12 protein-coding genes are annotated in these 12,647 nt (G+C 72.2%); 6 read left to right on the top strand and 6 right to left on the bottom strand.

Translation table 11 applies throughout. The features are described 5' to 3' along the window. Position 1: 1 nt before the first annotated feature. Genes DMB42_RS49005 through DMB42_RS48990 form a run of 4 tightly spaced genes read left to right on the top strand, consistent with a single transcriptional unit; the run spans position 2 to position 4,420 of the window. The gene (locus DMB42_RS49005; protein WP_125647926.1) at positions 2-949 is read left to right on the top strand and encodes a carbohydrate ABC transporter permease; all 948 of its coding nucleotides are present in this window, start codon (positions 2-4) and stop codon (positions 947-949) included. Beyond that, a complete protein-coding gene (locus DMB42_RS49000; RefSeq protein ID WP_125647923.1) occupies positions 946-1,746 on the top strand; it encodes a carbohydrate ABC transporter permease in 801 nt (266 codons plus the stop codon). The genes DMB42_RS49005 and DMB42_RS49000 overlap by 4 nt, the downstream gene beginning before the upstream one ends. Then, on the top strand, positions 1,743-3,065 hold the full coding sequence (locus tag DMB42_RS48995) for a M28 family metallopeptidase (RefSeq protein ID WP_229824088.1): 1,323 nt from the start codon (positions 1,743-1,745) through the stop codon (positions 3,063-3,065). The genes DMB42_RS49000 and DMB42_RS48995 overlap by 4 nt, the downstream gene beginning before the upstream one ends. Next, a complete protein-coding gene (locus DMB42_RS48990; RefSeq protein ID WP_125647920.1) occupies positions 3,050-4,420 on the top strand; it encodes a carboxylesterase/lipase family protein in 1,371 nt (456 codons plus the stop codon). The genes DMB42_RS48995 and DMB42_RS48990 overlap by 16 nt, the downstream gene beginning before the upstream one ends. A 49-nt stretch (positions 4,421-4,469) precedes the next feature. Here the strand turns inward: DMB42_RS48990 and DMB42_RS48985 are convergent, their stop codons facing one another. The 5 genes from DMB42_RS48985 to DMB42_RS48970 all read right to left on the bottom strand — a co-directional run bounded on the left by DMB42_RS48985 (position 4,470) and on the right by DMB42_RS48970 (position 9,418). Continuing rightward, positions 4,470-4,721 carry a hypothetical protein gene (locus tag DMB42_RS48985; protein WP_125647917.1) on the bottom strand — a complete coding sequence of 84 codons (252 nt, stop codon included), beginning with the start codon at positions 4,719-4,721 and terminating at the stop codon, positions 4,470-4,472. Between the two features lie 121 nt (positions 4,722-4,842). Further along, positions 4,843-5,070, bottom strand: coding sequence for a hypothetical protein (locus DMB42_RS55765; RefSeq protein WP_260478388.1), 228 nt, complete (start codon positions 5,068-5,070; stop codon positions 4,843-4,845). Between the two features lie 39 nt (positions 5,071-5,109). Next, entirely contained in the window at positions 5,110-5,532 is a 423-nt protein-coding gene (locus DMB42_RS55760; RefSeq protein ID WP_260478387.1) for a Gfo/Idh/MocA family oxidoreductase, read from the bottom strand. Between the two features lie 37 nt (positions 5,533-5,569). After that, positions 5,570-6,154 carry a hypothetical protein gene (locus DMB42_RS48975; RefSeq protein WP_125647914.1) on the bottom strand — a complete coding sequence of 195 codons (585 nt, stop codon included), beginning with the start codon at positions 6,152-6,154 and terminating at the stop codon, positions 5,570-5,572. Between the two features lie 126 nt (positions 6,155-6,280). Continuing rightward, the gene (locus DMB42_RS48970; protein ID WP_221762707.1) at positions 6,281-9,418 is read right to left on the bottom strand and encodes a S8 family serine peptidase; all 3,138 of its coding nucleotides are present in this window, start codon (positions 9,416-9,418) and stop codon (positions 6,281-6,283) included. Between the two features lie 181 nt (positions 9,419-9,599). Here DMB42_RS48970 and DMB42_RS48965 point away from each other — a divergent pair, with 181 nt between their 5' ends. Together DMB42_RS48965 and DMB42_RS48960 are read left to right on the top strand one after the other, a co-directional pair. Further along, positions 9,600-10,337, top strand: coding sequence for a phosphotransferase family protein (locus DMB42_RS48965; RefSeq protein WP_125647911.1), 738 nt, complete (start codon positions 9,600-9,602; stop codon positions 10,335-10,337). Positions 10,338-10,435: 98 nt separating this feature from the next. Continuing rightward, the gene (locus DMB42_RS48960) at positions 10,436-10,963 is read left to right on the top strand and encodes an EF-hand domain-containing protein (RefSeq protein ID WP_185845270.1); all 528 of its coding nucleotides are present in this window, start codon (positions 10,436-10,438) and stop codon (positions 10,961-10,963) included. 430 nt (positions 10,964-11,393) lie between these two features. Here DMB42_RS48960 and DMB42_RS48955 read toward each other — a convergent pair whose 3' ends face one another. After that, positions 11,394-12,548 carry an ROK family transcriptional regulator gene (locus DMB42_RS48955; RefSeq protein ID WP_125647905.1) on the bottom strand — a complete coding sequence of 385 codons (1,155 nt, stop codon included), beginning with the start codon at positions 12,546-12,548 and terminating at the stop codon, positions 11,394-11,396. Positions 12,549-12,647: the final 99 nt, after the last annotated feature.

Here is a 12,647-nt window from a genome sequence, read left to right as displayed (position 1 = left end):
CGTGCTCGACGAGGTTCGCGACGGCGGGCGCGACGGGGTTCGCGGCGGCGTTCGCGGAGGGGGGCTCGGCGGGGTGCTCGGCGCGGTCAGGACCCGGCCTCAGGCCACGGCGGGCGTGGCGCTGACCCTTCCGGTGGCCGTGTTCTTCGTGGTGTTCTGGCTCGTCCCGTTCCTGTCGGCCATCTATCTCAGCTTCACCGACTACGAGATGGCGGGAACGCCGAACTGGATCGGCCTGGCCAACTACGAGCGCATGTTCGCCGACCCCGGCTTCCTCAACTCGGCGTGGATCACCGTCGTCTACACGGTCTGCACGGTCGTCCCGACGATCGTGCTGGCCGTGCTGGTGGCCGTGCCGCTGAGCAAGCCGGGACGGATCAACCGCTGGCTCAGGGCGCTGGTCATGATCCCGGCCGTGATGCCGCTGGCCGCCACGTCCATGGTCTGGGTGATCATCTACTCCGACCGGGGCCTGGCCAACACCCTCGTCGGCCTGGTCGGGATCCCGCCGCAGTCCTGGCTGACCAGCTCCGACCTGGCCATCTGGGCCCTGGTGGTGATGGTCGTCTGGAAGAGCATGGGGCTGTTCGTGATCATCCTGACCGCCGGGCTCCAGGCGCTGCCCGGCGAGGTGTACGAGGCCGCCGCCATCGACGGCTCGGGAGCGGTGACCACGTTCACCCGGATCACGCTCCCGCTGCTGCGCAGGACCCTGCTGTTCGTCCTGGTCATCTCGGTGGCCGGCTCGATGCAGGCGTTCGTGCCCGCGTTCCTGCTCACCGGCGGCGGGCCCGCCGACGCGACCCAGGTGCTGCCGTACTACATCTGGGCCAACGCCTTCCCCTACGAGCACATGGGCTACGCCGCCGCGATGGGCATGGTGCTGCTCGCCGCCATGGTGATCGTCTCGGCGCTGCAGTTCGGGTTCCTGAAGGGCGGCGACGAATGAAGGTTCTGCGTACCGTCTGGCTGGTCGCCGCCGTCGGGTGCATGCTGCTGCCGGTCTACTCAATGATCGTCGTGGCCTCGGCGCCGGACGACACCGACCTGCGCGGGCTGGTCTTCAACGGCTTCCACCTGCCCGAGAACATCGGGCGGCTGGCCGGCGAGGGCAACCTGCCCACGTACCTGCGCAACAGCCTCGTCCTGTGCGTCGGCACCGGCCTGCTGGACGTGATCTTCTCGGCCGCCGCCGGGTACGCGATGGCCCAGCTCTCCTTCCCCGGCCGCCGGATCCTGTTCGCGCTGGTGATCGGCACGCTCGCGCTCACCCCGATGGTCCTGGTCATCCCCGTCTTCCTCATCGTGAAGGAACTCGGCTGGGTCAACACCTTCCAGGGCATGATGGTGCCCGGCATGATCAGCGCGTTCGGCGTGTTCCTGGTGCGGCAGTTCGCCCTCGGCATCCCGAAGGAGCTGCTGCTGGCCGCGCGGGTCGACGGCGCGGGGGAGTTCCGCATCTTCGCCCGCATCGCCGCGCCGCTGCTCAAGCCCGCGCTCATCACCCTGTTCCTGGTGCACTTCCTGGCGCAGTGGGACAACCTGCTGTGGCCGCTGATCGTGGCCAACGAGCAGTCGCTGTGGCCGCTGCCGGTGGGGCTGGCCAACTTCCAGAGTGAGGTCGGCATCACCTATCACCTGACCACCACCGCGGCACTGGTCACCGCCGTGCCGCCGTTCGTCCTCATGGTGGCGCTGCAGCGCTACTACGTGGCGGGGCTCACCTTCGGAGGGCTGAAACGATGATCCCGGACCTGATCCCCGACGCCGCGCGGATGATGGGGTGGATCGAGACGGTCACCTCGCGGGGCGTCAGGCGTCCCGGCTACCCGGCCGACGACTGGACCGCCGAGTGGGCCGCCGGGCGCTTCACCGAGTTCGGGCTCCACGACGTACGGCTGGCGCCGGTCGAGCTGCCCGTCTGGCGGCCGGTCACGGCGACCCTGGTGGTGCGGCTGGACGCCGACCCGTCCAGAGTCGTACGGGTGGCGGCGTCCGCGCTGCCGTACACCACGCCGAAGGCGACCGTGACCGCGCCGGTCAGCCGCGAGGTCGTGCCGGGCGCGATCGTCGTGCCCGAGTACGCCTTCACCGAGCTGCCGCAGTCCTACGTCAGGGACCTGGCGACGGCCGTGCACGACCCCGAGGGCGTCTTCGGCGAACTGGTCCAGACGCTGCCGTTCCAGCTCGACTACCTCGACGTCATCCAGGGCGTCATGGACGCGGGCGCCGCCGCCTTCGCGGGGGCGCTGACCGGCGTGCCGTGGGAGACCCGCGACTACTACGTGCCCTACGACGCCGTGCACCGGGACCTCCCGGCCGTCTGGTTGTCGGGCGCCGACTCGCGGCGGGTGCTCGACCTGGTCGACGAGGGCCCCTGCACGGGCACGCTCACCGTCGAGTCGGAGACGGGCCCGGGCCTGTCGCACAACGTGATCGGCACGCTCCCCGGCCGCTCCGACCAGTGGGTCATCATCGGCTCGCACCACGACGCGCCCTGGGCCTCGGCCGTCGAGGACGCCTCGGGAATCGCGCTGGTGCTGGCCGCCGCCCGGTACTGGGCGGGCGTGCCGGAACGGGACCGGCCGCACAATCTGATCTTCCTGCTGACCGCGGGCCATATGGCGCACGCCGCGGGCACCCGGGCCTTCATCGAGGAGAACCGCGCCCTGCTGGACGACGTCGTGCTCCAGCTCCACCTGGAGCACGCCGCCCGGCGGTGCGTGGTCGTGGACGGCGAGCTGGTGCCCACCGGCGACCCCGAACCCGGCTGGTGGTTCACCACCAGGAAACCGGAGCTGGAGAGCCTGGTGGCGGCGGCCGTCGTCGCGGAGGACCTGCGGCGCTCGTTCGTGTTGCCGCCGGACGTGTTCTCCCCGATGCCGCCCACCGACGGGGCCTTCTTCCACCCCGAGGGGGTGCCGCTCGTGCACTTCCTGTCGGCTCCCATGTACCTGTTCGACTCGGCCGACACCCTGGACAAGGTGGACGAGGCCCGTCTTGAGCCGCTCACCCGGGCGGCGGTCAGAATCGTCGAAGGGACGGCCGGATGGCGTCGCCGGTGATCGTGCGTACCACGTCGGGGCTGGTCGAGGGCAGGGCCGAGGAGGGCGTGCCGGCCTTCCTCGGTGTGCCGTACGCCGCCCCGCCCTTCGGCGAGCACCGCTTCGGCGCGCCCGTACCCCCGCCCGCGTGGGACGGCGTACGGCCGGCCGTCACGCGGGGCCCCGCCGCCCCGCAGGCGGCCGGTGAGGACGTCGGCCTGTACGCGCCCGACGTCTTCGAGACCGGCGAGGACTGCCTCAACCTCGACGTACGCACCCCCCGGACCGACCGGGCGAACCTGCCCGTCCTGGTCTGGATCCACGGCGGCGCGTTCTCCATCGGCGGCAACGGGGCCGCCTGGCACCAGGGCGCCCGCTTCGCCCGCGACGGCGTGGTCTGCGTGGCCGTCAACTACCGGCTCGGCTTCGAGGGCTTCCTGGCCCTGGAGGACGCCCCGCTCAACCGGGGTGTCCTGGACTGGCTGGCCGCCCTGGAATGGGTACGCGACAACATCGCGGCCTTCGGCGGCGACCCCGGCGACGTGACGATCGCCGGGCAGTCGGCGGGCGCCGCCGCCGTCGCCACCCTGCTGACGATGCCGCGCGCCGAAGGGCTGTTCCGGCGGGCGATCGTGATGAGCGGCTCGGCCACCCTGGTCGCCACCGAGCAGGAGGCCCGCGACTACGCCAGGACGCTCGCCGCCCGGCTGGGGATCGCCCCGACCAGGTCGGCCTTCGCCGCGCTGTCCCCCGAGGCGCTCGTCGCCGAACAGCCGCCGCCGCTGACCGGCGACTCCGGCGGGCTGAACGAGTCGGTGCCGGTCAAGCCGGTCGTCGACGGCGACCTGATCCCGGCCGTGCCGCTGGCCGCCCTGCGCGCGGGCGCGAGCCGGCACGTCCCGCTGCTGGTCGGCTGCACCTCGCAGGAGGCCGACGTGTTCGTCCGCCGCCTGGCCGAAGGGCTCGACGAGGCCGCCGCGCGGGCCGCGCTCGACCACCTCGGCGTCACGGTCGACGAACCCGGGCTCACGCCCGCCGAGCGCGTTGGACGTGCCTTCACCCAGCACCTGTTCACCCGCGAGACCTGCTGGATCCGCGAGGCCAGGCCCGCACACGGCTACGAGTTCCGGTGGGAGTCGCCGGTCGAGAGCCCGGTCGGCGGCGGACGGGTGGGCGCGGTGCACAACCTCGACCTGCCCTTCGTCTTCGACGTGCTCGACGCGCCCGGCGTCGAACGCACCGCGGGACCGGACGCGCCCCAGGCCCTGGCCGACGCCATGCACGCCGCCTGGGTACGCTTCGTCCGCACCGGCGACCCCGGCTGGCCGCTCGGGCACACCATGATCTTCGACGGGTCCACCGGCCGGACGCCGTGAGCCCGCCGGCCCGGAGGGGATGACCTCCGGGCCGCGGGTGGTCAGGCGACTACCTGGTCAGGACCATCAGCGTGAAGAAGCCGGTGTACTCGCAGAAGTACGACAGGTACGCGCCGCTGGCCTTGAGCTGCTTGCCCTTGGCGACGCACTTCGCCTCGCTGGAGTAGTCGCCGTACTTGATCCAGGTGGAGGCCGCGACCGAGGTGGTCGCGGAGCTGGCGGGCGCCGTCACTGCGGAGCAGGTGGCGGCCAGGGCGATCGCCGCGAACGTGGTCGCGGCGGCGCGGGTGAGCTTGGGCATCAGCATCCCTTCGGGGGTGGGGCGGCTATCACGGCGGAACAGTAGATCATTTCCGTCGCGATCTTGATCATAATCATTGGCCCGGTACCCGCCCGACGCCGCCCTACGCGAAACGGCTGTCCTAAATCGTGAAATAGGCCGAAATCTCGGGTGAGACCGGCGGCACCGCGCCCGGCACCGACCCCGAGCGGAGTGACATGGTCGCGTGGTACGCCGCCGCCACCGCGTCCCGGGCGGCCACCGGTGAGGTGTCGGTGGCCCCGCCCTCCCTGGCGAAGCGGAGGAACTCCGTCATCAGCGCCCGGTCGGCCCCGCCGTGCCCGCCCTCAGCCTCCGGTACGGCGACCACCAGGTCCCCGTCGGCGTCGTAGTCGCGCCGGCCCTTGTTTCACACCCGTACGACGCTGCTGCCCCGGTGGTCGCCGAAGTTCTCCAGCCTGCCCTCGGTGCCGATCACCGTGTAGTTGCGCCAGTAGTCGGGCGTGTAGTGGCACTGCTGGTAACTGGCCTGCACCCCGTTGTCCAGGCGCATCAGGACCATCGACAGGTCCTCCACGTCGATGACCGGGTTGAGGCCGCGCTGGCCGAGCGGCGGCCAGTTGCGCTCGGGATCGAACCGCTCGTCCAGGCCGGGCGAACGGTCCTCCACGCGGCCGTAGACGCCCAGGGCGCCCATGGCCGTCACCAGCCCGGTACGCGACCCGGCCAGCCAGTGGATGACGTCGAGGTCGTGGGCGCCCTTCTGCAGCAGCAGGCCGGTGGTGTCGCGGCGGTCGGCGTCCTCCACGGTCGTGGCCAGTGGTTTCTCCACGAACGTGGGCAGGCCCGCGCATGACGCGGATCCCGGTTCACCGGAGCACCATCGGCTCCTGGAACGGATCCCACCTCACCGCCACGAGCCCGCCGTACCGCTCGGCCAGCCTGCGGCGCAGAGCCTGGTCGAAGCTGTTCGTCTCAAGGACGATCCGGTTCGTCTCCGCGTCGATCCCCGCCCCGAGGGCGCTGGGCTCCTCACGCAGGCCGAGCCTGTCCTCGAACAGCTGCTTCAGCGCGGCCTGGCTGTTCGTGACCCGCCGTACCTCCGGGACGATGTCGTACCTGACCTGCTGTCCCTCGGACCAATACGTCCCCGAGAGCACCGGAGCGGCCAGCGCGCGCCCTCGCGCCGTGACGTAGGGGGCGACGAGCCGGTATCGCCCGCCGTGGGCGATGTACGGGGGAGCGAGGTCGTACGGATTGGCCTCGGCCCGCTGCTCGGCGAGCAACTGCGCCTGGTTGAAGGACTCGATGTCCTCGTACGACCTGAGCAGCACGGGCGAGACGGGCTCGTAGTAGACCTCGGCCGCGTCGTCCGTGGCCGGCTGGACGATCACCCGCAGCTCGCCGGGCAGGAACAAGGGCGCCGCCGAGACGGCGTAGACCAGCAGCAGCATGCAGATCATCCTTAATCGCATGCGCGCAGAGCTTAACGGGAAGCCGCACCGCCGTAATGATCAAGCGGGATACCCGGTGTGCTCGTCCCCGAGCTCTGCGCGCGCTGAGCGGCTCGCCGCCCGCTGTCAGGCGATCCGGTAGGCGCGGCTGACGGTCTGCTCCACGGTGCCGCCGCCGCCGGTGGCGCGGGCGCGCAGGGACACGAAGCCCGGCGCGGCCGGGTGGCGCAGCCGTGCGGCGCCGCCGGTGACCGGCGCCGGCTGCCAGGTGCGGCCGTCGTCGTAGGAGACGTCCACGGACGGCTTCCGTACCGTCCCCGCCGGTCCGCGCACCGCCACCGGCACCGCGAACGCCCGCCCGGCGGGCGCGGTCCCGGCCGGGTCCAGCGCGGGCGAGAAGGCGACGACCGGCAGCGGCAGCGCCCCGTCCCGGCCACCGGCCGAGCGGAACGTCCAGGTGAGCGCCGTACGCGTGGAGATCGGCCGCGAAGCGCGCTCGGCCTCCACCTCCAGCCGGTACGCCGCCTCCCCGGCGGGCACCCCGAACTTGGCCCCCATGTACGGCTCCTCCGCCACGAGCTCGCCGTCGCGGTAGAGGGCGATCCGCGCCCTGGACACCTCCGACAACCCCGGATGCCCGGCCCCGTCGGCGTAGAGCAACGGGAACGCGGAGATCACGTCACCCTCGCGGGAGATCAGTGGCGTGCCCTCTCCGTCGATCGGCGCGGGGCCGAAGACGCCGCGGTTCCAGATCTCGTCGTACGCGCGTCCGGCCTCGTACCTGGTGGCGGCCGAGTCCAGGAAGCCTCCCCAGGTCGGCCCCATCTCTATATAGCCGTTCTTCCAGCGGATCCCGCCGTCGGTGTTGACGTACTCCGTGTGCTTGAACGGCGGCCGGAAGTCGGTCGAGAACACGATGTTGAAGTACGGCCGGTCCGCGGGCCATGCGCCGCTCGCGACCTCCGCGTACGTGTCGGGCATCGGCGCGCCGTAGTCCCTGCGGACCGTGGCCAGGTCCTCGCGCCCGACCCGGCGGCTGAAGCCTGTGGGCACCTGTCCCCGGACGAACCATGCCAGTCGGTACGCCTCGGCGCTGCCCGTCAGGTCACCGCCCGGCCCTGGTACCGCCCAGTTCCCCGCGACCGTGGTCAGCAGGTCGTACCGGCCGGACCCGACCTGCGCGGTACGGATGCGCGGCGTGGCGTCGAACAACGTGGCCGCCACGCTCATGTAGTAGGGGGCGCCGTCGAGCGTACGGCCGCTGTAGATCACGTCGGTCAGCAGGTGCCTGGCCGCCGGGTCCGGCACCGCGATGGACACCGGCCGCGCCTCGGCCGGGTCCAGCCGTACGGACCGGTCCCGGTCCAGGCGCAGGCCGGGGTGGACCAGCATGGTGAAGCCCTGGTCGTCGACGGTCTGGCTGTCGATGACGTAGGTGCCCTTGGCCAGCCGCAGCGTGACCTTGCCGCCCGGCGGGACGGTGACCGGGTTCAGGTCCTTCCTGTCGACGTCGGTCCGGTAGACGGTGGTCGTCGCCTCCGCGGCGCCCGTCCGGTCGAGGGTCAGCTCGTAGCTCTCGACCTCCTTGACCACGGCCAGCGGCGTGCTCACCGACCTGCCGCCCTCGGCGGTGGCCTCCAGGTACCCGCCGAGCGGCCCGTCGGGCGCGTCGCCGCGGGTGTCGGCGGTGACGGTCGCCTCCGCCCGGCCGCCGGCGGGCACGGTCAGCGTGCCGGGCGTCACCGTGAACACGGACGCGCCGCCCCGCGGTGACAGGCGCAACGTCACCGGCTCGGGCCCGTCGTTGCGGTAGGCGATCTTCCTGGTGACGGGCTCGTCGTCGTCGTGCGGCCAGGCGACGCGGCCGAAGCTCACGGACGCCGGAGTCGTGGTCACCGTCTGGCCGATCGCGCGGGCCACGTCGACCCGGCCGGCGCCCTGGGTGAAGATCCCGGTGTCCGGCTGCGGCCGGGCTGTGGCCGTCAACGCGCCCTTGAGCTGCTCGGGCGTCCAGTCCGGGCGCAGCCCGGCCAGGATCGCGGCCGACCCGGCCACGTGCGGGGTGGCCATGGAGGTGCCGGACATCGCGACGTATGGGCCGTCGCCGGGGGAGTCCTTGCCGCGCGCCGCCGTGATGGCGACACCCGGCGCGGTGAGGTCGGGCTTCAGCGCCGAGTCGCCCGGACGGGGACCGGCGCTGGAGAAGAGGGCCGCCCGGTCCGACCGGTCCACCGCGCCGACCGACAGGGCCGCGTCCGCGGTGGAGGGCGAGGAGACGCTGCCGGGCTTGCCGGTGTTGCCGGCGGCCACGACGAAGAGGATGCCGTACCGCTCGGTCAGCGTCTGGACGGCCTCCTCCACGGGGTCCAGGCCGGGGGAGTCCGGCGAGCCGAGGCTGAGGTTCGCCACCTTCGCGCCCTGCTCGGCGGCCCACTGCATGCCTGCCAGGATCGCCGAGTCGGCGCACCAGCGCTCGGCGCACACCTTGGCGTCCAGGAGCGTGGCGCCCGGCGCGACGCCGCGGTAGCGCTCGCCGGTCCCGGCGATGGTCGAGGCCACGTGGGTGCCGTGCCCGATGACGTCCGCGTCTGTGTCGGTACCGGCGAAGTTCCGGCGGGCCACGACCTTGCCGGCCAGGTCGGGATGGGTGTCGTCGATGCCCGTGTCCAGGACGGCGACCTTCACGCCGGTCCCCGTGTAGCCCTTCGCCCAGGCGGTGGGCGCGCCGATCTGCTTGACGCTGGCGTCCAGGGAGAGCGTCGCCCGGCCGTCCAGCCAGACCTTGGCGGTGCCGGCGGACAACGAGTTCCTCAGATCCGCCCAGGAGCCGGCGGCGGCGTCGTAGCGTACGGCGGCGCCGTTCACGGCGGGCAGGTCGAGGGTCACCGCCATGCCCTTGGCGGCCAGGCCGGGCCGCCGGGCGCCGTCCGGGCCCGCGACGATGAGGGGCAGGGCGCCGGGGCCGTACTCCAGCAGGGTCGTCACGTCGAACAGGCGCGGGTCGAGCCGGCCGCCGGCCAGCAGGGGAAGGGCGTCGCCGGGGACGACGCGCAGCCGGTCGCCGAACTTGCGCGTACTGAAGACGACGTTCTTACGGCCCTTGCCCGGCGAGACGCGCACGGCGTCGGCCGTGACCGTCACCCGGTCGCCCGTGATCAACGTCACGGTACGGGCGGTGCCGCCCGGCGGCGGCGCCTCCGCACTGGGCTGGGTGGCTCCGAGGAGCATGATGGTCAGCGAGATCGCTGTCGTTCTGAAGATCACATTCCCTATTGGCGGGACGCGCGTCCCTTCTTCACGAGCCGACCGGGCGCGGGTGATCGCCCGGACACCACCCCGCCAGCGCCGTGCACGAGGCCGCCGGACGATCGCACGTGGTCAGGCGTGCCCTCCCGCGCGATAAACCTGTGGCGACATCGATGATCGCCCCGAGACAATGGCCGGCATGGAGGAGGTCGAGGTCGTCGTCGCCCACAACGAGCGTGCGACGCTGCGGGTCGGGGACGTGTTCCTGAAGGTCGACGCCGATCAGACACGTACCGACGTCGAGGTCGAGGCGATGGCCATGGCGCCGATCCCGACTCCGGAGGTCCTGTGGCGTAGGCCGCCCGTGCTCGCGCTCGCCGCCGTCCCCGGGACGGCACTCGGCCGCCTCGGCGAACCGTCCACCGCGTCACCGGCGGCCTGGGCCGCCGCGGGCGCCGCCGTACGGACGTTGCACGACGCGCCCCTGCCGCCCTGGCCCGGCCCGAGCCTCGACGAGATCGCCTCGCGCCTCGACGGCGAATGCGAACGGCTCCTCGCGAACGACGTCCTCCCCGCCGACCTGGTCAACCGCAACCGCAAGGTCGCCGAGGCCGCACTCCGGCCGTGGACACCGGTGTTCACGCACGGCGACCTGCAGATCACCCACGTGTTCGTCGACGGTGACCAGGTCACCGGCGTGATCGACTGGTCCGAGGCGAGCCGGGGCGATGCCATGTTCGACCTGGCCATCCTGACGCTCGGACATGAGGAGCGGCTTGGCGACGTCCTGGCCGGCTACGGCACCGACGTCGACCTCGACGTGATCCGCGCGTGGTGGTCGTTGCGAAGCCTGGTGGCGGTCCGCTGGCTGGTCGAGCACGGCTTCGACCCGTTCGCGCCGGGCTGCGAGGTCGACGTACTGCGCTCCCGGATGTGAGCCTTCCACACTGCGTGACAAGTTCGTCACTCAAATGGCTATGGTCACGTTTAGTGATCTCTCGACAGCATTGAGTCTCCCGAAAAATGGAGGCGAATGTGGCCAGTGAGTTCCAGCGGAGAAAGGTCGGCGGAGTCTTCCGGGCGATGGACGTGGACGGCGACGGCCGGCTGACCCAGGCCGACTTCCAGGCGCTCGCCCAGCGCTGGACGGCCGTCGCGGGGTCTGTCGACCCGGAGCGGCTGGCCTCCGTCATGACCGGTTGGTGGCCGGTGCTCCGGGCCGCCTCCGTCCCCGGTGGTGACGAGGGCGTCTCCCTCGACGAGGTGCTTCGCGTCGTGGAAGGGCTCGGTGACATGGCCGACGCGGTCTCCGGCACCGCCGACGCGATGTTCGAGGCCATCGACCTCAACGGCGACGGCCGCATCTCCCGTTCGGAGTACGGCGCCCTCATCGAGACGTGGAACGGGACACCCTCGGCGACCGATGAGATCTTCCCGCGCCTCGACCTGGACGGCGACGGCCACCTCACCCGCGACGAGTTCCGCACCCACTGGACCGAGTTCTGGGCCGGCGACGACCCGAACGCCCCCGGCTCCTACGTATTCGGCGCACTGACGGAATAACCCGTCCTCCATCAGCACACCGACCGCGCGGACGTTCCGCCGTGGCTGCGAGGCCGGCTGCTGAGGCCCCGCCCGACTGGATCACCGTGGGGGCCGCGGCCCACAGCTCGGCGATGCGGCCCCGGAGGGGCGTCCTCCCTTTGGCCGGAGATGGGTCCTCCCTCAGGTCGCAGGATCGGACCGCCACCGCGAGCGTGGACGCCACCGTCGCCAACGGCCTCGGCTGATCGACGGCGGCCCCGGCAACGATGGCCTGGACGGCCAGAACGGCAACGACGTCCTGGTCGACCACGACGGCACCGACAGCACCAGCTGCTGACGGCACGCCGTCGCAGGGGCCGGGGCCCCCTGGGGGCCCGGCCCGGCACCGCGCCGGAACCGTACGCGCCGCCTGCCACCGCCTGCCACCGCCTGCCTTCCGGCGCGCGGGTCAGCGGGGCGTGGGGAGGGGGGCGTCCGGGGTGAAGTGCTGGTCGTCGAGGTGGGCAACGGCGTAGTCGATGGCGCCGGTCACCACGCACTCGTCGCCCAGCGTCGAGGCACGCAGGTCGGGCAGGCGCATGCAGACGCGTTCCAGGCGGGCGCGCAGCGGCGGCAGCAGTACGTCGGCCGACCGGGAGAACCCGCCGCCCAGCACGACGACCTGCGGGTCGAGCAGCAACACCATCGCGCTGGTGCCGACGGCCAGGTCGCCGGCGTACCGTTCGACCGCGGCGAGCGCCACCGGGTCGCCCGCGCGGGCGGCGGCCAGGGTGTAACCGGCGGCGTCCGCGGGCGGGGTGCCCTCGGGGATGATCGCGCAGCTCTGCAGGTGCTCGGAGGCGTCGAACAACCGCGCCTGCGGCAACATGGCGATCTCGCCGGACGCCGCGCCGAACCCGCGGTGCACCTTGCCGTCGATGATGACAGCCGTGCCCATCCGGCGGCCGACGTGCAGGTAGACCGCGTCGGCGACGTCGCGTGCGGCCCCGCGGACCGCCTCGGCCCTGGCGGCCAGGCGGCTGTCGTTCTCGACGAGCACCTCGCAGGGGAACAGCCGGCGCAGGTGACCGGCCAGGTCGAACCCGGTCCAGGCGGGAACGGCGGCGCAGTACAGGATGCGGCCTTCGGGGGTGATCACGCCGATCGTGCCCGCGGCGAGGATCCAGACGTCGTCGATGGTCTTGCCGCCCAGCGCCAGGCAGCCCGCGACCGCGTGTTCGATCGCGGCCAGCCGTTCGTCGAGAGGGGTGTCCGGCTCCACGGGCCGGCGGGTCTCGGAGATGATCACGCCGTTCAGGTCCGCCAGGGCGGCCCGGATGTTGTGACCTCCGATGTCGAGCCCCACCAGGTGGCCGCTCCCGGCGCGGAACCGGTAGCGGCGGGCCGGTCGGCCGAGCGTGCCCTGCGCGGGCGGGGTCTCCTCCACCCAGCCGAGCCTCATCAGCTCGTCCACGACCTCCTTCGTCGAGGGGCGCGACAATCCGGTCCGTTCGGCCAGGGCCGACAGTGTCAGGGGTCCGGCGGCGCGCAGTGCCGCGATCGCGGTCAGGACGTTGAGCTGCCTGAGCCGTGACAGCCCGCCGCCGCGGAGTGTGGGGGCCATCGTCCCGTCCTAACGCAGGTTTCCTCGATAAGTACGGAACTCATTATGCCCGCCCGGAGCTCCAAGGGTGATCGACGAGGGCTGATACGAGCATAAATG

It is taken from the genome of Nonomuraea sp. WAC 01424 (genome assembly GCF_003947315.1).
GTDB classification, from domain to species: domain Bacteria; phylum Actinomycetota; class Actinomycetes; order Streptosporangiales; family Streptosporangiaceae; genus Nonomuraea; species Nonomuraea spiralis.
The sequence above is the reverse complement of the archived record's forward strand: the minus strand, read 5'-3'. Positions and strand labels throughout refer to the sequence as shown.